Here is a 20,910-nt window from a genome sequence, read left to right as displayed (position 1 = left end):
CCCCCACCCTGCCTGCCGGTTCGCTGGCCGCTCTGCTGCGCCAGCAGGCCCAGGCAAGACCGCAGGCGACGGCGCTGCGCTGGCGCGAGCCGGGCCAGGCCAGCCCCGACCCGCGCTGGGGCCAGCTGTCGTTTGCCGAGCTGGCCCGGCACGCGGACGCGCTGGCGCAGGGGCTCGCGCGCGCCCACGGCGTGCGCGAGGGGGACCGCGTGGTCTGGCTGGGTTTGAACCACCCGGCGCAGATCGCCCTGCTTTTCGCGCTGGCGCGGCTGGGCGCGGTGCTGGTGCCGCTGAACCACCGCCTCTCGCCCGCCGAGTGGGCCGCGCTGCTGCAGGATTGCCGCCCCGCCCTGCTGGTGCACGACACGGCGCTGGCCGCCGCGGCCCGATCGCTCGCCCACCCCGCCACGCTCCACCTGGACGGCCTGCCGGTCGATCCCGTGGCCGACGGCGCAGGCGAGCAGGGCAGCGCCGACCACCCGGCGCTGCTGGTCTACACCTCGGGCACCATGGGCGCGCCCAAGGGTGCGGTGCACACCCAGGGCAACCTGCTGGCCAACATGGCGATCGCCGCGCAGGTGCAGGGCCTGAGCGAACACGACACGGTGCTCACCGTGCTGCCGCTGTTCCATGTCGGTGGCCTGTGCATCCAGACCTTGCCCGCGCTCTCGGTGGGCGCGCAGGTGCTGCTGCACAGCCGATTCGACGCCGGCACCACCCTGCGCAGCCTGCACGACGACCGTCCCACCCTCACGCTGCAAGTGCCCGCCACGCTGCAGGCGCTCACCACGCACACCGACTGGTCCGGCACCCACCTGGGCAGTCTGCGCGCCATCTGGGCCGGCTCCAGCCTGCTGCCCGCCCCGCTCATCGAAGCCTGCCACGCGCGCGGCGTGCCGGTGTGCAATGTGTACGGCAGCACCGAGACCGGCCCGTTCTCCATCGCCCTGCCGCCCGCCCATGCGGCCAGCCACCTGGGCGCCTGCGGCTGGCCCTCGCCCGGCGTGCAGGTGACGCTGCGCGACCCCGCCGGCCAGCCGGTGGGCGTCGGCGAAGTCGGCGAGCTGTGGCTGCGTGGGCCCAATGTGGTGCAACGCTACTGGCCCGACCAGCCGGCCTGCGACGCCGAAGGCTTCTTCCACAGCGGCGACCTCGCGCAACAGGCGGCCGACGGCAGCTTCACCGTGGTCGGCCGCGCCAAGGACATGCTGATCTCGGGCGGCGAGAACATCTACCCCGCCGAGATCGAGAACCTGCTGGTGCAGCACCCCTGGGTGGTCGAATGTGCGGTGGTCGGCCAGGCCGACCCGCGCTGGGGCGAGGCGGTGGTGGCCGTGGTGGTGCTGCGCGACGGCGCGGCCGAAGATTGGGCGGCCGCGCTGCAGGGCTTTCTGGACGGCCGGCTGGCGCGCTACAAGTGGCCGCGCCGATGGCACCGCGTGGCGGCCTTGCCCAAGACCGCGCTGGGCAAGGTGCAGAAGCCGGCCGTCAAGGCCCTGCTGGAAGCTTGAGCCTCAGGCCTTGGGCTCGACCGGTGCCAGGCGCGTCGCCAGCCAGATCAGCAGCAGCACCGGCACACCGAGGCAGGCCGTGGCGATGAAGAAGGTCGTGTAGTCGTAGGCATCCACGAAAGCGCCCGAGTAGCCCGCCAGCCACTTGGGCGCGAGCAGCATCATCGAACTGAACAGCGCGTACTGCGTGGCCGAGTAGCGCACATTGGTCAGGCCCGAGAGGTAGGCGATGAACGCCGCCGAGGCCACCCCGGCGCTGAGGTTGTCGGCGGAAATCACCAGAATCAGCGCCGTCACGTCGTGCCCGTGCCCCGCCAGCCAGGCGAACAGCAGGTTGCTCGCGGCCGAGAGCACGGCGCCCAGCATGAGCACCCGCATCACGCCCAGGCGCAGCGACAGCGCACCACCGATGAAGGCGCCGACCAGCGTCATGATGACGCCGAACACCTTGGTCACGGCCGCCACCTCGTCCTTGGTGTAGCCCATGTCCACATAGAAGGGGTTGGCCATGATGCCCATCACCACGTCGCTGATGCGGTAGACGCCGATCAGCGCCAGGATCAGCAGCGCCTGCTTGCCGTAGCGCCGCAGAAAGTCGGCGAACGGCTCGATCAGCGCGCCGCGCAGCCAGTCGGCGGCGTTCTTCGCGGGAGGCAAGGCCACGCGCGCGGGTTCGCGCGAGAACAGCACCGTGAGCACCCCCACGAGCATGCTCGCGGCCATCACCAGGTAGGCGGTGGTCCAGGCCGCCTGCTGGTAGAGCGCGCCGGGCGCGGTGGCCCCGGCGGCGGGGGCGATTTCCGCGCGGGCGGCGATCCACAGCACGCCCGCCCCGGCCCAGATCATGGCCAGCCGGTAACCGGTCTGATAGGTGGCCGCCAGCGCGCCCTGGTGGCGCACGTCGGCCGATTCGATGCGGAAGGCGTCCAGCGCGATGTCCTGCGTGGCCGAGGCAAACGCCACGGCCAGGGCGCACCACACGACCAGCTGGAGCTCGGTGCGCGGATCGGCCAGCGCCATGCCCACCAGCGAGGCCATGATCAACGCCTGAGACAGCAGCAACCAGCTGCGCCGCCGGCCGAGCCAGCGCGTGAGCAGCGGAATGGGCAGGCGGTCCACCAAAGGCGCCCAGCACCATTTGAAGCCGTAGGCCAGGCCGACCCAGCTCAGGTAGCCGATCGTGGTGCGGTCCAGCCCGGCCTCGCGCAGGCGAAAGCTCAACGTGCCCAGCACCAGCAGCAGCGGCAGGCCGGCGGAGAACCCGAGCGCGAACATGCGCAGGCTGGCCGGCTCCAGGTACACCCGCAAGGTCTCGCCCCAGGTGGGTCGGGCGGTGGTGTCAGCGTCCGTGGGGGCAGTCTGCGGCAAGGTGGGGGGCACGGACATGGAAGTGGATAAAAGGAAAAAAGGTGCAGGCACAAATGCCCGGCTTTGTCTATTATTCACGCATGTGCCTGCTCTGCGACCTGAAGTCCCCCGCCCCTGAGACCCCTCGGCCCGAACACGTGTGGTCGGCCCGCCGCGCCTTCGTGCTGGCGGGCACCGCCGCCGCCGCGGCGTCGGCCCTGCCGGCCGTCGCGCAGGTGAACGTGGGCGAGGGCTCCACGCTGCGCAAGCTGGTGCCGGCCGATGAGCTGGAAAACGCCGCCGGCCAGCAGTACGGCCAGATGATGGCCGAGGCCAACGCCAAGAAGGTGCTGATGCCCGACGGCCACCCGCAGGTGCAGCGCCTGCGCACCATCGCGCGCCGCATCATTCCCCACTCGGCGCAATGGAACAAGCGCGCCACGCAGTGGAAGTGGGAAGTCAACCTGATCCAGAGCACGCAGATCAACGCCTTCTGCATGCCGGGCGGCAAGATCGCGTTCTACACCGGCATCCTGGAAAAGCTCGGCCTCACCGACGACGAGACCGCGATGATCATGGGCCACGAAATGGCGCATGCGCTGCGCGAGCACGCCCGCTCGCGCGTGGCCAAGAGCAACGCCACCGGGATCGGCCTGTCGATTGCGGCACAACTGCTGGGCCTGGGCCAGCTGGGCGATGTGGCCGCCAACCTCGGCACGCAGCTGCTCACCCTCAAGTTCAGCCGCGAGGACGAGACCGAGGCCGACCTGGTGGGCCTGGAACTCGCGGCCCGCTCGGGCTACCAGCCGCGCGCCAGCGTGAGCCTGTGGCAGAAGATGGCCGCCAACGGCGGGGGCTCGGGCGCAAGCTTCCTCTCCACCCACCCCAGCGGCCCTGATCGCATCCGCGAACTGGAAGCCAACGTGCCCAAGGTGCAGAGCCTCTACGAACAGGCCCGCAAGGGCTGAGCTCAGGTCCCGCGCACGTACGGGTTGCTCTGGCGCTCCCGGCCGAAGGTGCTCTCCGGCCCATGGCCGGGAATGAACACCGTGTCGTCTCCCATGGGCCAGAGGCGGCCCGTGATGCTGTCGATCAGCTGCTGGTGATTGCCCTGCGGGAAATCGGTGCGACCGATGCTGCCGGCGAACAGCACATCGCCCACGAAGGCGCGCTTGGCCTGCGGCGAATGAAACACCACGTGGCCCGGCGTGTGCCCCGGGCAGTGCCGCACGTTCAACGTGCAATGGCCGATCTGCACCGTGTCGCCATCGGCCAGCCAGCGCGTGGGCGTGAAGGCCTCGGCCGGTGGAAAACCGAACATCGCGCCCTGCTGCGGCAGGCCCGAAATCCAGAACTGGTCGCCCGGGTGCGGGCCGATGATGGGCAGGCTCAGGCGGCGCGCGAGTTCGGCCGTGCCACCCGCGTGGTCGATGTGCGCATGGGTCTGCCAGATGGCCTTGAGCTTCAGGCCCAGCCGCTGCACCTCGGCCAACAGGCGCTCCAGGTCACCGCCGGGATCGATGACCGCCGCGTCCATGGTGTCGTCGCACCAGACGAGGGAGCAGTTCTGCGCGAACGCGGTGACGGGAACGGTGTGGTAGCGGAGCATGGATCGGGACTGGTCTTTGCGAATCAGGATGGAACGCCGTCGAACGGGCGACCGTACTTTAAACGCCAGGCATCTGACGATTCGAAGGCCGCCCGGGATCGTCAGAGGTCCAGAACCAGACGGGCCGATTTGGCCCGAGAGCAGCAAGGCAGGAACTGGCTGTTGGAGGCCTGCTCCTGCGGTGAGAGGTACAGGTCGCGGTGATCCGGTTCGCCCGCCACGACGCGCGTCAGGCAGGTGCCGCACACACCCTGCTCGCAGGAGGTCGGCACAGGCACGCCCGCCGCGGCCAGCGCGGCGGTCACGGATTGGTCCGCCGGCACGTGGATCACGCGACCCGAGCTGGCCAACTGAACCTCGAAGCCGCCGTCATCGCTCTTCTGGACCGGCCGGGCGTTGAAAAACTCATGGTGCAGCCGGTCCTCGGGCCAGCCGGCCTGGCGGGCCGTGGACAGCACGGCATCCATGAAGCCTTGCGGGCCGCAGGTGTACAGGTGAACGCCGCGCCGAGGGTCCCGCAGCAGCTCGCCGATGTCCAGCCGCTGATCAGAGGCGCCATCGTCAAAGTGGAACGCCACCCTGTCCGCGTAGCCAGAACGGCCGATGCGGTCCCGGAAGGCCATTCGCTCCACGGAGCGCGCGCAGTAGTGCATCTCGAAGGGGTGCTGCAGGGCCGAAAGCCGGTCGGCCATGCACAGGAGCGGCGTGATGCCGATGCCGCCGGCCAGCAGCAGCGACGAGTCGGCCGCGTGCGCCAGGGGAAAGTGGTTCTTCGGTGCGCTGATGGAGATCACATCGCCGGTTTGCACGGACTCGTGCATGGCCCGGGATCCCCCACGGCCATGGGGATCCTTGAGCACCGCGATCTGGTACCGGTGCGCCTCGGCAGGATCGTTGCACAGCGAGTACTGGCGGGTGAGGCCATTGGGAAGAAAGACATCGATGTGCGAGCCGGCGGCGAACGCCGGCAGCACCGAAGCCCCCTCGGCCCTCAATTCGAACAGGGCGATGTCGCGCGCCAGGGGTTCTTTGCGCATCACGCGAACGCGCAGGGGATTGGAACAGGTGGTCATCGTTGAAGCTCTCGCGCGGGACGGGCCGAACCGGACGCGCCCTGGGACAGACCGATCAAGGCGTCGAGCCGGGTCCGGTCGTTCAGCAGTTCCTCCGCGCGGCCATCGAAGCGCACCGCGCCTTGATCGAGCACGATGGCCTGGTCGCTGATCCGCAGGATGGCCTGGGGGTGCTGCTCGACGATGATGGCGCAGATGCCTTCATCGCGCGTGATGCGCCGGATGGCCCGCAGGAGCTCTTCCACGATGATGGGAGCGAGGCCTTCCAGCGGCTCGTCCAGCAGCAGCAGCCTCGGATTGAGCACCAGCGCCCGCCCCACCGCCAGCATTTGCTGCTCCCCGCCGGACAGTTGCGTGCCCAGGTTGGACTTGCGTTCCGCCAGCCGGGGAAACATCTCGTAGACGCGAGCCGGCGTCCAACGCCCCGGGCGGGCCACCGAGCTCAGGTTCTCGTGGACCGTCAGCGATCTGAAGATGTTGCGCTCCTGTGGCACCCAGCCGATGCCCGATGCGGCGCGCTGGTGCGAGGCCAGGCCCTGCAGCGATCGGCCGGCCAACCGGATGTGGCCGGCATGTTGGCGGGTCGCCCCCGCCAGGGTGTCGATCAGCGTCGTTTTCCCGACGCCGTTGCGGCCCAGCAGCGCCAGGGTGGCGCCTTCGTTCAAGGCAAACGACACGTGATGCAGCACAACGGCCTCGCCGTACCCCGCCGACACGTTCTCCAGTTGAAGCAGCGCGCTCATGCAGGGACCTCCTGTCCATGGCCGAGGTACACCTCGGCCACGCGCGGATCGCGGGCGATCTCGTCGGGCGTTCCTTCGGTGAGGACGCACCCGTTCACCAGAACGGTCATGCTGCGGGCGAAGCTGAAGACGAGGTCCATGTCGTGTTCAATCAGGAGCACCGACACGTCGTCCGGCAACGAGGCGACCGTTCGGAGAATCTCTTCCCGCTCCCCCGCCGGCACGCCGGCCACGGGCTCGTCGAGCAGCAGCACCCGGGGGCGGCAAGCCAGGCCCATCGCGATCTCGAGAAGGCGGCGCTTGCCATACGGCAACCGTTCCGTCGGCACATCGGCCACCGGCTCCAGATGGAACTGTTCGAGCAGGCGATCGGCCTCGCGCGCCACTTGCTCGCTGCGCCCCAAAGGGCGCCAGAACGACGCGCCGTCTCCCGCGCGCTGGGCGATCACGAGCGCCAGCGTCTCCAGAGGCGTCATGGATGGAAACAACTGGTTGATCTGGAAGGTGCGCACCAGGCCGCGCTTGACGCGTTCGTGCGGGGACAGCCCCGTGATGTCCTTCCCCTCGAGCACGATGCGCCCTTTCGTGGGATCCAGCACACCCGTCAGCAGGTTGACCAGCGTCGTCTTGCCGGCCCCATTGGGGCCGATCAGCGCATGCCGCGCGCCGCGTTCGATGCCCAGCGTCACGTTGTCGGTGGCGGTGATGCCGCCGAACTGCTTGACCAGCCCCTCGGCGGCCAGAACCACGTCCTTCATGCTTCACCTCCCACCTTGGTCGCGATCCCCTGTTGTCGTCGGGTCACTTTCCGCCAGGGCCCGAACCAGCGCCAGGGGCGCACCAGGCGATCGCGGCCGACCAGCACCAGCACCACCAGGAACAGGCCCAGCCAGAAGGTCCAGTACTGGGGGGTGAGGCCGGAAACCACTCCGTGCAGGGACTTGAAGACAATGGCCCCGATCACACCGCCGTACAGCCAGCCCGCGCCGCCAATGACGAGGATCAGGAGCACATCGGCCGAGCGGTGGAAGTCAAAGACATCCAGCGAGGCGAACGCAGAGGTCTGCGCCAGCAGCGCGCCCGACACGCCGGCGAGCGCCGCGCCGAGGGTGTACACGGCGGTCAGCCGCGAGTTGACCGGGATGCCGATGGCGGTGGCGCGCAGGCGGTTGTCGCGGATCGCTTTCATGGACACGCCAAAGGGGGAGTGCATCACCCGACGCACGACCAGGAAGCACACCAGCAAGACGGACAGCGCGTAGTAGGCGGCCGTGCGGCCCACCAGGTCGAACTCGAAGCGCCCGAGCACCGGCGCCATCGCGACACCTTGCAGGCCATCCGCCCCGCCGGTGAGCCAGTCCAGCTTGTTCGCCGCCTCGAGCAGGATCAACGAGGTGCCCAGGGTCACCATCACGCGGGTGAGATCGGTTCCCCGATGAACCGTGAAGCTGGCCACAAAACCCAGCAGCGCCGCGGGCAACACCCCCATCACCAGCCCCAGCAAGGGGTCGGGATGCACATGCTTGGCGAACAACGCCGCCGCGTAGGCGCTCAGACCGAAGAAGGCCGCATGCCCCAGCGACACGATGCCGGCGTAGCCCAGAACCAGGTCCAGCGAGATGGCGAACAGCGCAACGATGGCGATCTCGCCGATGGCGTGTGCGTGCTGGGGCAGCAGGATCGGCGATGCGAAGGCCGCCACCCACAGCACGGGCTCCCACCAGCGCCATTGCGCGGCGCCCAGCAGCTTGCGCTGCGAGATGCAGATGGGGTTCATGCGCGCCTCCCTTGACGGACGAACAGGCCATGCGGGCGCCAGAGCAGGATGGCGATCATCAGGACGTAAACGATGAATGCGCCCATTTTGGGGATGTAGTACTTGCCCGCGACATCCGCCACGCCCAGCAGGATGGCAGCGATCAGCGGTCCGGTGACGGAGGAGGTTCCACCGACGGCCACCACGATCAGGAAATAGATCATGAACTTGAGCGGGAAGGTCGGATCCAGCCCGAGGACTTCCGCGCTGAGCGCGCCCCCCAGGCCCGCAAGGCCGGAGCCGAACGCAAAGGTGGACAGGAACACCACATTCACGTTGATGCCCAGACCGGCGGCCACGCGCTGATCGTCCACGGAGGCGCGCAGGCGGGCACCAAAGCGCGTGGACGCCAGGATCCATTGCAGGACCAGCGTGACGGCGGCACACACGCCGATGATGAACAGGCGGTAGTGGCCCATGGCCAGCGTCAGATCGCCCGAACCGATCTCGGTGCGCCCCATCAGCCACTGGGGCAGCAGCACGTTTTGCGGCGAGGAGCCGAAGTGGTAGTCAAAGCCCGCCACCGCCATGAAGACCAGGCCGATCGAGAACAGCACGTGGTCCAGGTGGGAACGCTGGTACAGGCGCCGGTAGAGCGTGCCCTCCAGCACCGCGCCCAGGGCGGCCGCGACGAGGAAGGCGATGGGCAGACACAACAGGAAGGGCATCTCGGCCCGCTGCAGGAGCAGCACCGTCGTGTACCCCCCGACCATGGCGAAAGCGCCGTGCGCGAGGTTGATGAAGTTCATCAAGCCCATGGTCACCGAGAGACCCACCGCCAGGACGAACAGCAGCATGCCGTAGGCGATGCCATCGAACAGGATCGTCAACATGCTCTGTCACACCATCGCCAACTCGGGCGTCGTGTCTTCCATCATCAGTTGCGGCCGGTAGACGAAGTTCGGGTCCTCGTTCTCCTTCCTCACCAGCGCCTCGAGCAGGCGGCGCGCCCGGATCGGCGCCTCGTCCACCTTCAGGGCCACGCGCGGTACGGCGCCCCCGTGCCTGCTCACCTGCGACTGCTGGATCTTGAGCACCAGGGCATCCTCGTCGAAAGTCTGCTCGATCGCCCGGCAGACCGCCTGCGTCAGGCCCTCGTCGTCCAGGCGCCGGTTGCGGGCGACCGACCAGAAATAGTGGGTGGTCTTCTCGCTCTCCGGTGTGAGCAGGTGCAGGACATGGCTTCTGTAGGCGTGGTCCGCGGAGGTGCCCACCGGGTACACGCCGAAATCGGTCATGCAGATCGAGGGCGCCAGGCTGACGGCGGTCTGCCAGCGGTTGATCTTGCCCTGGTGATCCAGCACCATCGCGAAGAACGGCGGCGCGTCGATGTTGGGCATCTCGCGGTGCGCGTGCAGCAGGCCTTCGCCCTTGACCGTCACCTTGACGGGATAGCTGGGAATCGCTTCCTCGTCCTCCTGGCCGATGGTGCGCAGGTGCACCCAGCTTTCGTGTCCGAGATCCATCAGGTTGTCGACCGACAACTGGAAGCCCGCCTCCACATGGTGGTAACCACGCGACGGCGTCCATTCCGGGTGGTCGTTCCAGCGGATGTCGGGAACGAGGTCGGCGTCGGCGAGATCGGGCCTCCCCATCCAGATCCAGAGCAGCCCATGGCGTTGCGCCAACGGGTAGTTGCGCACACAGGCCTGCGCCGGGATGTGCGACTGACCCGGTGCCAGCGTGCACACACCTGTCACACCGAAGCGCATGCCGTGGTAGCCGCACTCGAGCTCGTCGCCGATGCGCTTGCCGGCGGACAAGGGCATGAGCCGGTGAGGACACATGTCCTCCAGCGCGGCGATGCGCCCATCGGAGTGCCGCAGCATCACCACGGGCGTTCCCAGAAAGGTGCGGGCAACGACCTTGCCGCCATCGAGTTCGTTCTGAAAGCCTGCGACGTACCAGGCGTTTTTCAACCAAGCCATTGAGATCTCCTGGGATCAGTTGCCGCGCCCGGGATCGCGCACGGCTTTCATGACATCGAACTCCACGTTGTAGAGCTCGCCCTCCTTGCGTTCGACGCGCCGGATGTAGACGTTCTGCACGATGTCTCGCGTCTGCGGATCGATCTGCACAGGCCCGCGCGGGCTGTCGAAGGATTGCCCTTTCATCGCGTTCAACAGCGGCTCGCCCCCCTTGCCGCCCGTGGACTTCAACGCGTTCGAGAGCACGCGCATGCCGTCGTACCCAGCCACGGCCATGTAGTTCGGCCGCTTGCCACCATTGGCCTTCTTGAAGGCCTCCACAAACGCCTGGTTTTCAGGCGAGGGGTGCGCGGCGGAGTAGTGGTGAGACGTGACCACCCCCAGGGCGACGTCGCCCATGTCGTTGAGGATGTCGTCTTCGGTCACGTCACCCGTGCCGATCAGCCGGATGCCGGCCTTGTCCAAGCCACGCGAGGCAAATTGCTTCATGAACTGGGTTCCCACACCGGCGGGCAGGAAGACGAACACGGCGTCGGGCTTTTCGTCCCGGACCTTCTGCAGGAAGGGCGAAAAGTCGGGATTTCGCACCGGCACCCGGATGGCCTCCTTCACCGCGCCGCCACTGGCTTCGAAGCGCTTCTTGAAGGACAGCTCGGCGTCGATGCCCGGGCCGTAGTCGCTGACCAGCGTCACCACGCTCTTGATGCCGTTGCGGGGCGCCCACTCGGCCACGCCGACCGAGTTCTGCGGCAGGGTGAAGCTCACCCGCACAAAGAACGGGGATGCGTCGATGACGCTGGAGGTGCCCGCCGACATGACGATGGCCGGCGTCTTGCTCTGGGAGGCCACGGGCGCCACCGCCAGCGCCAGCGGCGTGAGCACGAAGCCCCCCAGCACATCCACCTTGTCGTTGACGACCATTTCCTGCGCGATGCGTTTGGCCTGGTCCGGCAAGCCGCCATCGTCCTTGACGACGAACTCGATCTTGCGGCCCGCCATCGTGTCGCCATGGCGGGTGAGGTAGAGCCTGGCGCCGGCTTCGATCTGCTTGCCGGTGGCGGCAAAGGGGCCGGTCAGCGAAAGGACCAGCCCGACCTTGACGGGCCCGGTCTGGGCGTGCGCGGGAGCCCCCGTGGCAAGGACCAGGAGGCCGGCGATGGCCACCAGCCCGTGGAGTCGGTATCGGAAGTTCATGAGGCGTCTCCTGCTGTCGATGGGTGAGAATGGAGTAGGACGCATACTGATATTCAGCATGCTGAACTTCAGTTTAGTGAATTCCATTTCTCGTAAAATTGGGGCTAACCCTAGGGACACGTCATGAAGAGCCAACAACACCTCGAGGTCGACCTCAACGATTTGCCCGGGCACTACGCGCGCCGCATCCACCAGATCGTGGTGGCGTTGTTCGTGCAGGAGATGGGCGACATCAATGTCACGCCCGTGCAGTACTCGTCGCTGCAGACGATCTGCAAGTCGCCGGGCATCGATCAGGGCACGCTGGCCCGGACCATCGGCTTTGACACGTCGACCATCGGCAATGTGATTGACCGCCTGGAATCCAGAGGGCTGGTCAAACGCGAGGTGTCACCGACGGACAAGCGGGTCCGTCAGGTCACGGCGACGTCAGAGGGTGAGCAATTGCTGGCCAAGGTGGTTCCCCCCATGCTGCGCTCGCAGGACCTGTTTCTTGAGCCGCTCCCGCCCAAGGACCGCAAGGAGTTCATGCGGCTGATGCACGAGCTGATCGAAGCGCATGCATCGAAGGGGCGCGGCTACAGCCTGCCCCCGTCGGACTGAGCCGACCGCCCGGCCCCGGTGGGTTACAACGCGCTGCGCTGCTTGAGCGACAGCACCGACAGGCCGGCGGCGATGAAGGTCAGGCCCGCGCCCACGTTCACGCCGCGCACCATGCGCGGCCGCGCCTGCAGCCAGCCCGCCAGGTGGGACGCGAAGCCGCCCATGAGCGCGAAGATCACCGCCGTCATCAGCGCGAAGATCGCGCCGTAGACCAGCATCTGCACCACCACCGGGCCGCGCCCCGCGCTCACGAACTGCGGCAGGAAGGCCAGCACGAACAGGCCCGGCTTGGGGTTGAGCACGTTGGACAACACGCCCGTGAGCAGCACCTTGCGCAGCGGCACGCGCGCCGAGGGCTGGAACGAGATCAGGTCACCGGCGACCAGCGCCTTGTAACCCAGCCACAGCAGGTACAACGCGCCCACCACCTTCACGGCCCAGAACGCCTCGGGCGAGCCCTGGATGATGAGCGACAGGCCGAAGGTGGCCGCGAGCGTGTGGAACAGGATGCCCAGTCCCGCGCCGAAGGCCGAGAGCGCGGCGGCCAGTGGGCCCTGGCTCAGGCCCCGGCCGATGGCCAGGATGTTGTCGGGCCCGGGCGACACCACCACCAAGGTGCAGGCGGCCACGTAGGCCAGCAGGATCTCCGTCGGGAACATGGGCCGCTCCTTCGCTCAGTGTTGGAAGTCGTATTCGATCGTCAGCGGCGCGTGGTCGGAAAACTTCTCGCCCTTGTAGATGGACTCGCTGCGCGCGAGCGCTGCCATGGCCGGCGTGGCGAGGTGGTAGTCCAGCCGCCACCCGACGTTGTTCGCGTAGGCCTGGCCCCGGTTGCTCCACCACGTGTAGCAGGTGTCGGTGGTGTCGGGCTGCAGCCGGCGGTAGACGTCCACCAGGCCGGCCTCGTCGAGCAGCTTGGTCATCCAGGCGCGCTCCTCGGGCAGGAAGCCGCTGTTCTTCTGGTTGCTGCGCCAGTTCTTCAGGTCTTTCTGCTGGTGGGCGATGTTCACGTCGCCGCACAGGATGAACTCGCGCCCGCCCTTGAGCGCCTGCAGGTGGGGGTAGAAGCCATCGAGAAAGCGGTACTTGGCTTCCTGCCGCTCGGGGCCCGAGGAGCCGCTGGGGAAATAGACGCTCAGGATGGAGAGCTTGCGCTGGGGCGTGTCGAAGCGCAGCTCGGTGAAGCGGCCCTCGGCGTCGAACTCGGTTGAACCGTAGCCGATGATCACGTCGCTCGGCTCGTGGCGGGTGTACACCGCCGTGCCCGAGTAACCCTTTTTCTGGGCGTAGTGGAAGTGCCCCTTGAGGCCGGCGATTTCTTCAAAGCGGCCGCTCACATCGGCGGCCTGGGCCTTGACCTCCTGCACACAAATACAATCGGGCCGGTGCGCGGCGAGCCATTTCTCCAGCCCCTTGGTGGTGGCGGAACGGATGCCGTTGAGGTTGAGGCTGGTCAGTTTGAACAAGGATGTCTCCATGGTGTTGGATACAGGCGCGGCGAAGGCCGGCGCGCCCGATGCTGCGCTCGCGCAGGAATTCGTGCAGTTTTGCGTCGATGCCGGCGTGTTGCGCTTTGGTGAATTCAAGACCAAGGCCGGGCGCATGAGCCCGTATTTCTTCAACGCCGGTCTGTTCGACGACGGCGCCAAGCTGGGCCGGCTCGCACAATTCTATGCAAAAGCCCTGGTCGCCAGCGGCATCGAGTTCGACATGATCTTCGGCCCGGCCTACAAGGGCATTCCGCTGGGCGCGGCGGTGTCCATCGAGCTCGCGCGACTGGGCCGCAATGTGCCCTTCGCCTACAACCGCAAGGAAGCCAAGGACCATGGCGAAGGCGGCACCCTGGTCGGCGCGCCGCTCAAGGGCCGCGTGCTGATCGTCGACGACGTGATGTCCGCCGGCACCGCGGCGCGCGAATCCATCGCGCTGATCCGCGCCGCCGGCGCCACGCCGCACGCCATCGCGATCGCACTGGACCGCCAGGAAAAGGCCACCGAGGTCGGCGCCGACGGCCAGGTGCGCGACGTGGACCACAGCGCCGTGCAATATGTCCAGCGCGAGCTGGGCATGCAGGTCTGCACGATTGCGAGGCTGGCCGATTTGCTGCACTATTTGACCGCCCGCTCTGGCGGCGAGTTCGATTCGCACCGCGAACGGGTGCTGGCCTACCGGCAACGCTACGGCGTGTCCTGACCCTTCTTCCACGATGACCCTGCACCACCCCCTGTTCTCCGTTCTCTCCCGTCGCCTGTGGCTGGCCGGTGGCGCGCTGTTGCTCGGCGGGGGCCTGTGGGACACGGCACACGCGCAGGCGGGCATGTACACCTGCAAGGATGCCAAGGGCAACACCATCGTTCGAGACCGCCCCATCGTCGAATGCCTGGACCGTGAGCAGCAGCAACTGGGCAACAGCGGCACCGTGCGCAAGACGCTGCCGCCGAGCTACACCGCCGACGAGCGCGCCAGGCTCGACGCCCAGCGCAAACAGGAAGAGGAACAGCGCAGCCGCCTGCAGGAAGAAAAGCGTCGCGAACGCGCCCTGATGATCCGCTACCCCAACCAGGGGGTGCACGACAAGGAGCGGGCCGACGCCCTGGCGCAGATCGACGAGGTCATCGGCGCGGTGAACAAGCGCGAGCTGGCGCTGGTGGCGCAACGCAAGGACATCAACGTCGAGCTGGAGTTCTACCAGAACGACGTCAGCAAGGCGCCCAACTGGCTCAAGCGCAAGATCGAAGACAACGAGAAGCAGATGGTGGTGCAGAAGCGCTTCCTGGACGAGCAGGTCCAGGAAAAACAGCGCATCAACGCCCGCTTCGACGAAGAGCTGGCCAAGCTGCGCCAGCTCTGGACGGCCGCGGGCGGCAACCGCACCGGCGTCGGCAGCCCGGCATCCGCCGGGCGCTGACCCTCAACCGAGTTTCTGGCGCAGCAGGTCGTTGACCTGCTGCGGGTTGGCCTTGCCCTTGCTCGCTTTCATGGCCTGGCCGACCAGGGCGTTGAACGCCTTGTCCTTGCCGGCGCGGAACTGCTCGACCATCTCGGCGTTGGCGGCCATCACCTCGTCGATGATCTTCTCCAGCGCGCCGCTGTCGTTCATCTGCTTGAGGCCCTTGGCCTCGATGACGGCGTCGACCTCGCGGCCCTCGCCGGTCCACAGGGCGTCAAAGACCTGCTTGGCGGCGTTGTTCGACACCGTGCCGTCGGCGATGCGCCCGATCACGGCCGCCAGTTGCGCGGCGCTCACCGGCACGCCGGCGATGTCGCGTTCCTCGGCGTTGAGCCGGCGCGAGACCTCGCCCATGATCCAGTTGCTGACCAGCTTGGCCTGGCCGCTGGCCTGGGCCGCTGTCTCGAAGTAGGCGGCCATCGCCGGGCTTTGCGTGAGCGTGGTGGCGTCGTACTCGGGCAGGCCGTAGTCGCGCACCAGGCGTTCGGCCATCGCGCGCGGCAGCTCGGGCATGGCGGCCTTCACCTGGTCCACCCAGTCGCGCGCGATCACCAGCGGCGGCAGGTCCGGGTCGGGGAAGTAGCGGTAATCGGCCGCGTCTTCCTTGGTGCGCATGGCGCGCGTCTCGCCGGTGTCGGGATCGAACAGCACCGTGGCCTGCTGGATCGCGTGACCGTCCTCGATCTGCTCGATCTGCCAGCGCACCTCGTAGTCGATGGCCTGCTGCATGAACTTGAAGCTGTTCAGGTTCTTGATCTCGCGGCGCGTGCCCAGCGGCGCCCCGGGCTTGCGCACCGAGACGTTGGCGTCGCAGCGGAACGAGCCTTCCTGCATGTTGCCGTCGCAGATGCCGATCCAGGTGACGATCTTGTGCAGCTCCTTCGCGTAGGCCACGGCCTCGGCGCTGGAGCGGATGTCGGGCTCGGTCACGATCTCCAGCAGTGGCGTGCCGGCGCGGTTGAGGTCGATGCCGCTCTGGCCGATGAAGTCCTCGTGCAGGCTCTTGCCCGCGTCTTCTTCCAGGTGCGCGCGCACCAGGCGCACGGTCTTCTTCTCGTCACCGAGGAAGAACGAGACCTCGCCGCCCTGCACCACCGGGATCTCGAACTGGCTGATCTGGTAGCCCTTGGGCAGGTCGGGGTAGAAGTAGTTCTTGCGCGCGAACACGCTCTGCTCGGCGATGTGCGAACCGAGCGCGAGCCCGAGGCGGATCGCGAGTTCGACGGCCGCGCGGTTCATGACCGGCAGCGTGCCGGGCAAAGCCAGGTCCACCGCGCAGGCCTGCGTGTTGGGCTCGGCGCCGAAGGCCGTGGGCGCGCGGCTGAAGATCTTGGATTGCGTGGCGAGCTGGGCGTGGGTCTCGAAACCGATCACCACCTCGTAGCCGCCGACCAGAAGGGATTTGCTGGAACTCATGTCAATAGCCTTGCGGAGCGCGGGTGTGCCAGTCGGTGGCCAGCTGGAAGGCGTGCGCGGCCTGCAGCAGCGGACCTTCCTGGAAATGGTTGCCCACAAGCTGCAGGCCCACCGGCAGGCCACCCGCGCCGAAGCCGGCGGGCACGCTCATGCCGGGCAGGCCGGCGAGGCTGGTGGAGAGGGTGTAGATGTCGGCCAGGTAGTTGGCCACCGGGTCGTTGCTCTTTTCGCCGAGCTTCCAGGCCACGGTGGGCGCCACCGGGCCGGCGATCAGGTCGCACTGCGCGAACGCGGCCTGGAAGTCCTGCGCGATCAGGCGGCGGATCTTCTGAGCCTGCAGGTAGTAGGCGTCGTAGTAACCGTGGCTGAGCACGTAGGTGCCGATCATGATGCGGCGCTGCACCTCGGGCCCGAAGCCTTCGCTGCGCGACTTCTTGTACATGTCGGTCAGGTCCCCGTACTGCGCGGCGCGGTGGCCGAACTTCACACCGTCGAAACGGCTGAGGTTGGAGCTGGCCTCGGCCGGCGCAATGATGTAGTAGACCGGGATGGAGAGCTCGGTGCGCGGCAGCGAGACCTCGACCAGCGTGGCGCCGAGCTTTTCATACTCCGCCAGCGCGGCGCGCACGGTGGCGAGCACGTCGGGCGCGCAGCCTTCGCCGAAGAATTCCTTGGGCAGACCGATGCGCAGGCCCTTGAGCGGCTGAGCGGCGGTGGCGCCTTCGCGCGGCTGGCCGAGCAGCGCGGTGTAGTCCTCGGCCGGGTGGTCCAGGCTGGTGGAATCGCGGTCGATGTCGGGGCCGGCCATGGCGCTGAGCAGCACCGCGCAGTCGGCGGCGCTGCGCGCCATCGGGCCGGCCTGGTCCAGGCTGGAGGCGAAGGCCACCATGCCGTAGCGCGAGCAGCGGCCGTAGGTGGGCTTGATGCCGGTGATGCCGCAGAAGCTGGCCGGCTGGCGGATCGAGCCGCCGGTGTCGGTGCCGGTGACGGCGGGTGCCAGGCGCGCGGCGACGGCCACGGCGGAGCCGCCCGAGGAGCCGCCCGGCACGCGCGTGGTGTCCCAGGGGTTGTGCACCGCGCCAAAGGCCGAGTTCTCGTTGCTGCCGCCCATGGCGAACTCGTCGCAGTTGAGCTTGCCCAGCGTCACCGCGCCCTGCGCGGCCAGGCGCTGCACCACGGTCGCGTCGAATGGGCTCTGGTAGCCCGCCAGCATCTTCGAGCCCGCGGTGGTGGCGAAGTCCTTGGTGACGAAGATGTCCTTGTGCGCCAGCGGCACGCCCAGCAGCGGCGTGCGTTCGCCGGCGGCGATGCGCGCGTCGGCCGCGCGGGCCTGGGCCAGCGTGGCCTCTTCATTGAAGGACAGGTAGGCGCCGAGCGCGCTGTGCTGCTTCGCGCGCGCCAGCAGGTGCTGGGCGGCCTCGACGCTGCTGGTTTTCTTGTCGGCAATGGCGGCGGCCAGCTCGCTCACGCCCAGGATGTGCAGATCGTTCATTCGATCACCTTGGGCACGAGGAACAGGCCGCGCTCGACCGCCGGGGCGCTCTTCTGGTTGGCTTCGCGGTCGTTGGGCTCGCTCGCCACGTCCGGGCGCAGGCGCAGCGAGACGTGGTCGATCACCGCCGTGGGATGGGCCAGGGGCTCCACGCCGGTGGTGTCCACCGCGTTCATCTGCTCGACGATGTCGAAGAAGCCATTGAGCTGGGTGCGCATGGTCTCGCTCTGCGCGCCGGAGAGCTCCAGGCGCGCGAGGTTGGCGATGCGCCCGATGTCGGACGGGGTCAGGGACATGGCAAAAGAGGGTTCCGGATGGGGAAGAGACGCACCGTCTGCGGGTTTTCCGCCCTGAAACGGCTTGTAACTGGACAAAATGCACCCTGTTTGCGCGCAGTTGTACACAGGGGATACGGTATTATCCAAGGTTTAACGGCAGCGCCCGTGCCGTTGCGGTTTTCGCCTAGGAATCAACCACTTAGCACCGATGCCCGGCCAACGACCCGGCCCCATACCCGGCGACGAGCGCGCACAGCCGCGCCCGTGCCCCACAGGACCCATGCACCATGTTTGAAGCTTTCCGTCGGCAATTTTCGACCGACCTGGCCATCGACCTCGGCACCGCCAACACCCTCATCTACGTTCGCAACAAGGGCATCGTGCTCGACGAGCCCTCCGTCGTGTCCATCCGCCACGAAGGCGGCCCCCAGGGCAAGAAGACCATCCAGGCGGTCGGCCACGAGGCCAAGGCCATGCTGGGCAAGGTGCCCGGCAACATCGAGGCCATCCGCCCCATGAAGGACGGCGTGATCGCCGACTTCACCGTCACCGAGCAGATGCTCAAGCAGTTCATCAAGATGGTGCACCCGCGCTCGATGTTCAAGCCGAGCCCGCGCATCATCATCTGCGTGCCCTGCGGCTCGACCCAGGTCGAGCGCCGCGCCATCCGCGAATCGGCCCTGGGCGCCGGCGCGTCCGAGGTTTACCTGATCGAGGAACCCATGGCCGCGGCCATCGGCGCCGGCCTGCCGGTGTCGGACGCCTCCGGCTCCATGGTGGTCGACATCGGCGGCGGCACCACCGAGGTGGGCGTCATCAGCCTGGGCGGCATGGTCTACAAGGGCAGCGTGCGCGTGGGCGGTGACCGCTTCGACGACGCCATCATTGCCTACATCCGCCGCAACTACGGCATGCTGATCGGCGAGCCCACGGCCGAAGCGATCAAGAAACAGATCGGCTCGGCCTTCCCCGGCAGCGAAGTCAAGGAAATGGAAGTCAAGGGCCGCAACCTCTCCGAGGGCGTGCCGCGCAGCTTCACCATCTCCAGCAACGAGATCCTCGAAGCCCTGACCGACCCGCTCAACAACATCGTCACGGCCGTGAAGATGGCGCTGGAGCACACGCCGCCCGAGCTGGGCGCCGACATCGCCGAGCGCGGCATGATGCTCACCGGCGGCGGTGCGCTGCTGCGCGACCTCGACCGCCTGCTGGCCGAAGAAACCGGCCTGCCGGTGCTGGTGGCCGAAGAGCCGCTCACCTGCGTGGTGCGCGGTTGCGGCATGGCCCTGGAGCGCATGGAGCGCCTGGGCACGATCTTCACCAGCGAATAAACCCCGGCCGCCGCCCGGCGGCCGCGCCTCCCCACCACCGACCAGACCCCTCCGAGCGCCATGCCACTGGGCACCCTGGACCGCACCCCGCCCCCGTTCTTCAAGCAGGGTCCGTCGGCCCTGTCCAAGCTGGTGGTGTTCAGCGCCCTGGCGCTGTTCCTGATGGTGGCCGACCTGCGCTTTCGGCTCACCGAGCCGATCCGCACCGCCATGGCCGTGGTGCTCTACCCCGTGCAATGGGCGGTGCTGCAGCCGGTGCAGCTGGCCTCCATGGCGGGCGGGTACTTCACCTCGTTGCACGCCGCGCAGAAGAGCGAAGGCGAGGCGCTGCAGCGCCTGGCGGTGCAGGCCGAGCGCAGCCTGCAGCTCGAGCAGATCACCCTGGAAAACCAGCGCCTGCGTGAACTGCTGGCCATGCGCGAGCGCATCGGCACCCAGGCCATCGGCGCCCAGGTGCTGTACGACGCGGCCGACCCCTACTCGCGCAAGATCGTGATCGACCGCGGCCAGACGCACGGCATCGAGGCAGGTTCCCCGGTGGTCGATGAAAGCGGCGTGCTGGGCCAGGTCACGCGGGTCTACCCGCTGGTGGCCGAGGTCACGCTGCTGATCGACCGCGACCAGGCCATTCCCGTGCTCAACACGCGCACCGGCGTGCGCAGCGTGGCCTACGGCCAGCCGTCCACCAGCGGCGACGGCCTGGAGCTGCGCTACACCCTGGCCAGCGCCGACATCGCCGAAGGCGACCTGCTCTCCACCAGCGGCGTGGACGGCGTCTACCCCGCCGGCCTGCCGGTGGCGCGCGTGACCCTGGTCGAGCGCCAGGCCGAGTCGTCCTTCGCGCGCATCCAGTGCGAGCCCCTGGCCCGCGTGCAGGGCACGCTGCACGTGCTGGTGCTGGGCTCCATCGCGGCCTCGGTCCCGCCCTCGCCGCTGGCCGAAGCCGCCGACACCCCCCGCCCGGCGCGCGCCAACCGCCCGGGTGTCCGGAGCACCGCGCCATGATCATGCGTCCCGGCCAGCAGCTGCTGCTGCCCGCCAACCCCGGCTTCATCTGGTTCAGCCTGCTGGCCGCGCTGGTGTTCAACATGCTGATGAACATGGGCCTGTTCGGCCGCGCCGCCTGGGTGCCCGATCTGCTGGCCGTGGTGCTGGTGTTCTGGAGCGTGCACCAGCCGCTGCGCATCGGTGTGGGCGTGGCCTTTGCCTTTGGCCTGGCCATGGACGTGCACCAGGGCGCCCTGCTCGGCCAGCACGCGCTGGCCTACACCGCGCTGGGCTTCCTCGGCATTTCCATGCACCGGCGCCTGCTCTGGTTCAGCGTGCCCAACCAGTCGGTGCAGGTGCTGCCGCTGTTCGTGGCCGCGCACGTGCTCGAACTGCTGGTGCGCATGGCCGCCGGTGGCAGCTTCCCCGGCGTGTTCTACCTGCTGGCCCCGGTGATCGAGGCCGCGCTCTGGCCGGTGGTGAGCGTGCTGCTGCTGGCGCCGCAGCGCCGCGCGCCCAACCCCGACGACAACAGACCTCTATGAGCACCCCCCGCGCCGCCTTCGGCGTCACCCCCCAAGGGGCGCCAGCTGCGGCCCGGCAAAGCCGGTTCCGCGCTGGCACTGGCCGCG

At 68.1% G+C, this 20,910-nt stretch carries 22 protein-coding genes; 8 read left to right on the top strand and 14 right to left on the bottom strand.

The window, feature by feature from the left end; all coding sequences use genetic code 11:
* Positions 1-1,511: class I adenylate-forming enzyme family protein (locus AC3WPZ_RS10915; protein ID WP_492439536.1), on the top strand; the 1,511-nt coding region annotated here is incomplete at its 5' end.
* Positions 1,512-1,514: 3 nt separating this feature from the next.
* Here AC3WPZ_RS10915 and AC3WPZ_RS10910 read toward each other — a convergent pair.
* Positions 1,515-2,897: an AmpG family muropeptide MFS transporter gene (locus tag AC3WPZ_RS10910; RefSeq protein ID WP_444687959.1), complete on the bottom strand. Its 1,383-nt coding sequence runs from the start codon at positions 2,895-2,897 to the stop codon at positions 1,515-1,517.
* Between the two features lie 62 nt (positions 2,898-2,959).
* On the opposite strand from AC3WPZ_RS10910, the gene AC3WPZ_RS10905 reads away from it, so the two are divergent.
* Positions 2,960-3,826 carry a M48 family metallopeptidase gene (locus AC3WPZ_RS10905; RefSeq protein WP_382322788.1) on the top strand — a complete coding sequence of 289 codons (867 nt, stop codon included), beginning with the start codon at positions 2,960-2,962 and terminating at the stop codon, positions 3,824-3,826.
* A 2-nt stretch (positions 3,827-3,828) separates the two neighbouring features.
* Here AC3WPZ_RS10905 and AC3WPZ_RS10900 read toward each other — a convergent pair whose 3' ends face one another.
* From AC3WPZ_RS10900 to AC3WPZ_RS10865, 8 genes are all read right to left on the bottom strand, one after another.
* A complete protein-coding gene (locus AC3WPZ_RS10900) occupies positions 3,829-4,467 on the bottom strand; it encodes an MBL fold metallo-hydrolase (protein ID WP_382322787.1) in 639 nt (212 codons plus the stop codon).
* A gap of 101 nt (positions 4,468-4,568) precedes the next feature.
* On the bottom strand, positions 4,569-5,540 hold the full coding sequence (locus AC3WPZ_RS10895) for a PDR/VanB family oxidoreductase (protein ID WP_492439534.1): 972 nt from the start codon (positions 5,538-5,540) through the stop codon (positions 4,569-4,571).
* Positions 5,537-6,283 (bottom strand): ABC transporter ATP-binding protein, encoded by a 747-nt coding sequence (locus AC3WPZ_RS10890; protein WP_382322785.1) that lies wholly within the window; start codon positions 6,281-6,283, stop codon positions 5,537-5,539. Before AC3WPZ_RS10890 ends, AC3WPZ_RS10895 begins: the two co-directional genes overlap by 4 nt.
* On the bottom strand, positions 6,280-7,041 hold the full coding sequence (locus tag AC3WPZ_RS10885) for an ABC transporter ATP-binding protein (RefSeq protein WP_492439531.1): 762 nt from the start codon (positions 7,039-7,041) through the stop codon (positions 6,280-6,282). Before AC3WPZ_RS10885 ends, AC3WPZ_RS10890 begins: the two co-directional genes overlap by 4 nt.
* On the bottom strand, positions 7,038-8,060 hold the full coding sequence (locus tag AC3WPZ_RS10880; protein WP_492439529.1) for a branched-chain amino acid ABC transporter permease: 1,023 nt from the start codon (positions 8,058-8,060) through the stop codon (positions 7,038-7,040). Before AC3WPZ_RS10880 ends, AC3WPZ_RS10885 begins: the two co-directional genes overlap by 4 nt.
* Positions 8,057-8,932, bottom strand: a complete 876-nt coding sequence (locus AC3WPZ_RS10875; protein ID WP_492439527.1) for a branched-chain amino acid ABC transporter permease — start codon at positions 8,930-8,932, stop codon at positions 8,057-8,059. The genes AC3WPZ_RS10880 and AC3WPZ_RS10875 overlap by 4 nt, the downstream gene beginning before the upstream one ends.
* 6 nt (positions 8,933-8,938) lie before the next feature.
* Positions 8,939-10,027 carry a Rieske 2Fe-2S domain-containing protein gene (locus AC3WPZ_RS10870; protein WP_382322781.1) on the bottom strand — a complete coding sequence of 363 codons (1,089 nt, stop codon included), beginning with the start codon at positions 10,025-10,027 and terminating at the stop codon, positions 8,939-8,941.
* A 15-nt stretch (positions 10,028-10,042) separates the two neighbouring features.
* Positions 10,043-11,221 carry an ABC transporter substrate-binding protein gene (locus AC3WPZ_RS10865; protein ID WP_382322780.1) on the bottom strand — a complete coding sequence of 393 codons (1,179 nt, stop codon included), beginning with the start codon at positions 11,219-11,221 and terminating at the stop codon, positions 10,043-10,045.
* Positions 11,222-11,344: 123 nt separating this feature from the next.
* On the opposite strand from AC3WPZ_RS10865, the gene AC3WPZ_RS10860 reads away from it, so the two are divergent.
* On the top strand, positions 11,345-11,824 hold the full coding sequence (locus tag AC3WPZ_RS10860) for a MarR family winged helix-turn-helix transcriptional regulator (protein WP_382322779.1): 480 nt from the start codon (positions 11,345-11,347) through the stop codon (positions 11,822-11,824).
* A 23-nt stretch (positions 11,825-11,847) separates the two neighbouring features.
* On the opposite strand, the gene AC3WPZ_RS10855 is transcribed toward AC3WPZ_RS10860, so the two are convergent.
* Together AC3WPZ_RS10855 and AC3WPZ_RS10850 are read right to left on the bottom strand one after the other, a co-directional pair.
* Positions 11,848-12,483 carry a LysE family translocator gene (locus AC3WPZ_RS10855; RefSeq protein WP_492439525.1) on the bottom strand — a complete coding sequence of 212 codons (636 nt, stop codon included), beginning with the start codon at positions 12,481-12,483 and terminating at the stop codon, positions 11,848-11,850.
* Between the two features lie 15 nt (positions 12,484-12,498).
* Entirely contained in the window at positions 12,499-13,290 is a 792-nt protein-coding gene (locus AC3WPZ_RS10850; protein WP_382163282.1) for an exodeoxyribonuclease III, read from the bottom strand.
* A 10-nt stretch (positions 13,291-13,300) separates the two neighbouring features.
* Here AC3WPZ_RS10850 and pyrE point away from each other — a divergent pair, with 10 nt between their 5' ends.
* Both pyrE and AC3WPZ_RS10840 read left to right on the top strand, forming a co-directional pair.
* Positions 13,301-14,017 (top strand): orotate phosphoribosyltransferase, encoded by a 717-nt coding sequence (pyrE, locus tag AC3WPZ_RS10845; protein ID WP_382163284.1) that lies wholly within the window; start codon positions 13,301-13,303, stop codon positions 14,015-14,017.
* Between the two features lie 13 nt (positions 14,018-14,030).
* The gene (locus AC3WPZ_RS10840) at positions 14,031-14,732 is read left to right on the top strand and encodes a DUF4124 domain-containing protein (protein WP_382322777.1); all 702 of its coding nucleotides are present in this window, start codon (positions 14,031-14,033) and stop codon (positions 14,730-14,732) included.
* A 3-nt stretch (positions 14,733-14,735) separates the two neighbouring features.
* Here AC3WPZ_RS10840 and gatB read toward each other — a convergent pair whose 3' ends face one another.
* The 3 genes from gatB to gatC are packed head-to-tail and all read right to left on the bottom strand — an operon-like array spanning position 14,736 to position 17,978.
* Positions 14,736-16,190, bottom strand: coding sequence for an Asp-tRNA(Asn)/Glu-tRNA(Gln) amidotransferase subunit GatB (gene gatB / locus AC3WPZ_RS10835; RefSeq protein WP_382163287.1), 1,455 nt, complete (start codon positions 16,188-16,190; stop codon positions 14,736-14,738).
* A gap of 1 nt (position 16,191) precedes the next feature.
* Positions 16,192-17,682 carry an Asp-tRNA(Asn)/Glu-tRNA(Gln) amidotransferase subunit GatA gene (gatA, locus tag AC3WPZ_RS10830; RefSeq protein ID WP_492439522.1) on the bottom strand — a complete coding sequence of 497 codons (1,491 nt, stop codon included), beginning with the start codon at positions 17,680-17,682 and terminating at the stop codon, positions 16,192-16,194.
* On the bottom strand, positions 17,679-17,978 hold the full coding sequence (gatC, locus tag AC3WPZ_RS10825; RefSeq protein WP_444687950.1) for an Asp-tRNA(Asn)/Glu-tRNA(Gln) amidotransferase subunit GatC: 300 nt from the start codon (positions 17,976-17,978) through the stop codon (positions 17,679-17,681). Before gatC ends, gatA begins: the two co-directional genes overlap by 4 nt.
* A gap of 269 nt (positions 17,979-18,247) precedes the next feature.
* Between gatC and AC3WPZ_RS10820 the strand changes: the two genes are divergently transcribed.
* The 3 genes from AC3WPZ_RS10820 to mreD are packed head-to-tail and all read left to right on the top strand — an operon-like array spanning position 18,248 to position 20,823.
* Positions 18,248-19,291 (top strand): rod shape-determining protein, encoded by a 1,044-nt coding sequence (locus AC3WPZ_RS10820; RefSeq protein ID WP_066269288.1) that lies wholly within the window; start codon positions 18,248-18,250, stop codon positions 19,289-19,291.
* Between the two features lie 60 nt (positions 19,292-19,351).
* The gene (gene mreC / locus AC3WPZ_RS10815; protein WP_382322773.1) at positions 19,352-20,296 is read left to right on the top strand and encodes a rod shape-determining protein MreC; all 945 of its coding nucleotides are present in this window, start codon (positions 19,352-19,354) and stop codon (positions 20,294-20,296) included.
* Entirely contained in the window at positions 20,293-20,823 is a 531-nt protein-coding gene (gene mreD / locus AC3WPZ_RS10810; RefSeq protein WP_291118056.1) for a rod shape-determining protein MreD, read from the top strand. Before mreC ends, mreD begins: the two co-directional genes overlap by 4 nt.
* The last annotated feature ends 87 nt before the right edge of the window (positions 20,824-20,910 follow it).

It is taken from the genome of Hydrogenophaga sp. FW305-3-2-15-A-LB1, assembly GCF_058787875.1.
This window is presented reverse-complemented; position numbering and strand designations above follow the sequence as displayed.

Bases quoted from the DNA above. Each gene is read 5' to 3' on its own strand.
- AC3WPZ_RS10910 (WP_444687959.1), bottom strand. From the start codon at position 2,897: ATGTCCGTGCCCCCCACCTTGCCGCAGACTGCCCCCACGGACGCTGAC.
- AC3WPZ_RS10905 (WP_382322788.1), top strand. From the start codon at position 2,960: ATGTGCCTGCTCTGCGACCTGAAGTCCCCCGCCCCTGAGACCCCTCGG.
- AC3WPZ_RS10900 (WP_382322787.1), bottom strand. From the start codon at position 4,467: ATGCTCCGCTACCACACCGTTCCCGTCACCGCGTTCGCGCAGAACTGC.
- AC3WPZ_RS10895 (WP_492439534.1), bottom strand. From the start codon at position 5,540: ATGACCACCTGTTCCAATCCCCTGCGCGTTCGCGTGATGCGCAAAGAA.
- AC3WPZ_RS10890 (WP_382322785.1), bottom strand. From the start codon at position 6,283: ATGAGCGCGCTGCTTCAACTGGAGAACGTGTCGGCGGGGTACGGCGAG.
- AC3WPZ_RS10885 (WP_492439531.1), bottom strand. From the start codon at position 7,041: ATGAAGGACGTGGTTCTGGCCGCCGAGGGGCTGGTCAAGCAGTTCGGC.
- AC3WPZ_RS10880 (WP_492439529.1), bottom strand. From the start codon at position 8,060: ATGAACCCCATCTGCATCTCGCAGCGCAAGCTGCTGGGCGCCGCGCAA.
- AC3WPZ_RS10875 (WP_492439527.1), bottom strand. From the start codon at position 8,932: ATGTTGACGATCCTGTTCGATGGCATCGCCTACGGCATGCTGCTGTTC.
- AC3WPZ_RS10870 (WP_382322781.1), bottom strand. From the start codon at position 10,027: ATGGCTTGGTTGAAAAACGCCTGGTACGTCGCAGGCTTTCAGAACGAA.
- AC3WPZ_RS10865 (WP_382322780.1), bottom strand. From the start codon at position 11,221: ATGAACTTCCGATACCGACTCCACGGGCTGGTGGCCATCGCCGGCCTC.
- AC3WPZ_RS10860 (WP_382322779.1), top strand. From the start codon at position 11,345: ATGAAGAGCCAACAACACCTCGAGGTCGACCTCAACGATTTGCCCGGG.
- AC3WPZ_RS10855 (WP_492439525.1), bottom strand. From the start codon at position 12,483: ATGTTCCCGACGGAGATCCTGCTGGCCTACGTGGCCGCCTGCACCTTG.
- pyrE (WP_382163284.1), top strand. From the start codon at position 13,301: ATGGTGTTGGATACAGGCGCGGCGAAGGCCGGCGCGCCCGATGCTGCG.
- AC3WPZ_RS10840 (WP_382322777.1), top strand. From the start codon at position 14,031: ATGACCCTGCACCACCCCCTGTTCTCCGTTCTCTCCCGTCGCCTGTGG.
- gatB (WP_382163287.1), bottom strand. From the start codon at position 16,190: ATGAGTTCCAGCAAATCCCTTCTGGTCGGCGGCTACGAGGTGGTGATC.
- gatA (WP_492439522.1), bottom strand. From the start codon at position 17,682: ATGAACGATCTGCACATCCTGGGCGTGAGCGAGCTGGCCGCCGCCATT.
- gatC (WP_444687950.1), bottom strand. From the start codon at position 17,978: ATGTCCCTGACCCCGTCCGACATCGGGCGCATCGCCAACCTCGCGCGC.
- AC3WPZ_RS10820 (WP_066269288.1), top strand. From the start codon at position 18,248: ATGTTTGAAGCTTTCCGTCGGCAATTTTCGACCGACCTGGCCATCGAC.
- mreC (WP_382322773.1), top strand. From the start codon at position 19,352: ATGCCACTGGGCACCCTGGACCGCACCCCGCCCCCGTTCTTCAAGCAG.
- mreD (WP_291118056.1), top strand. From the start codon at position 20,293: ATGATCATGCGTCCCGGCCAGCAGCTGCTGCTGCCCGCCAACCCCGGC.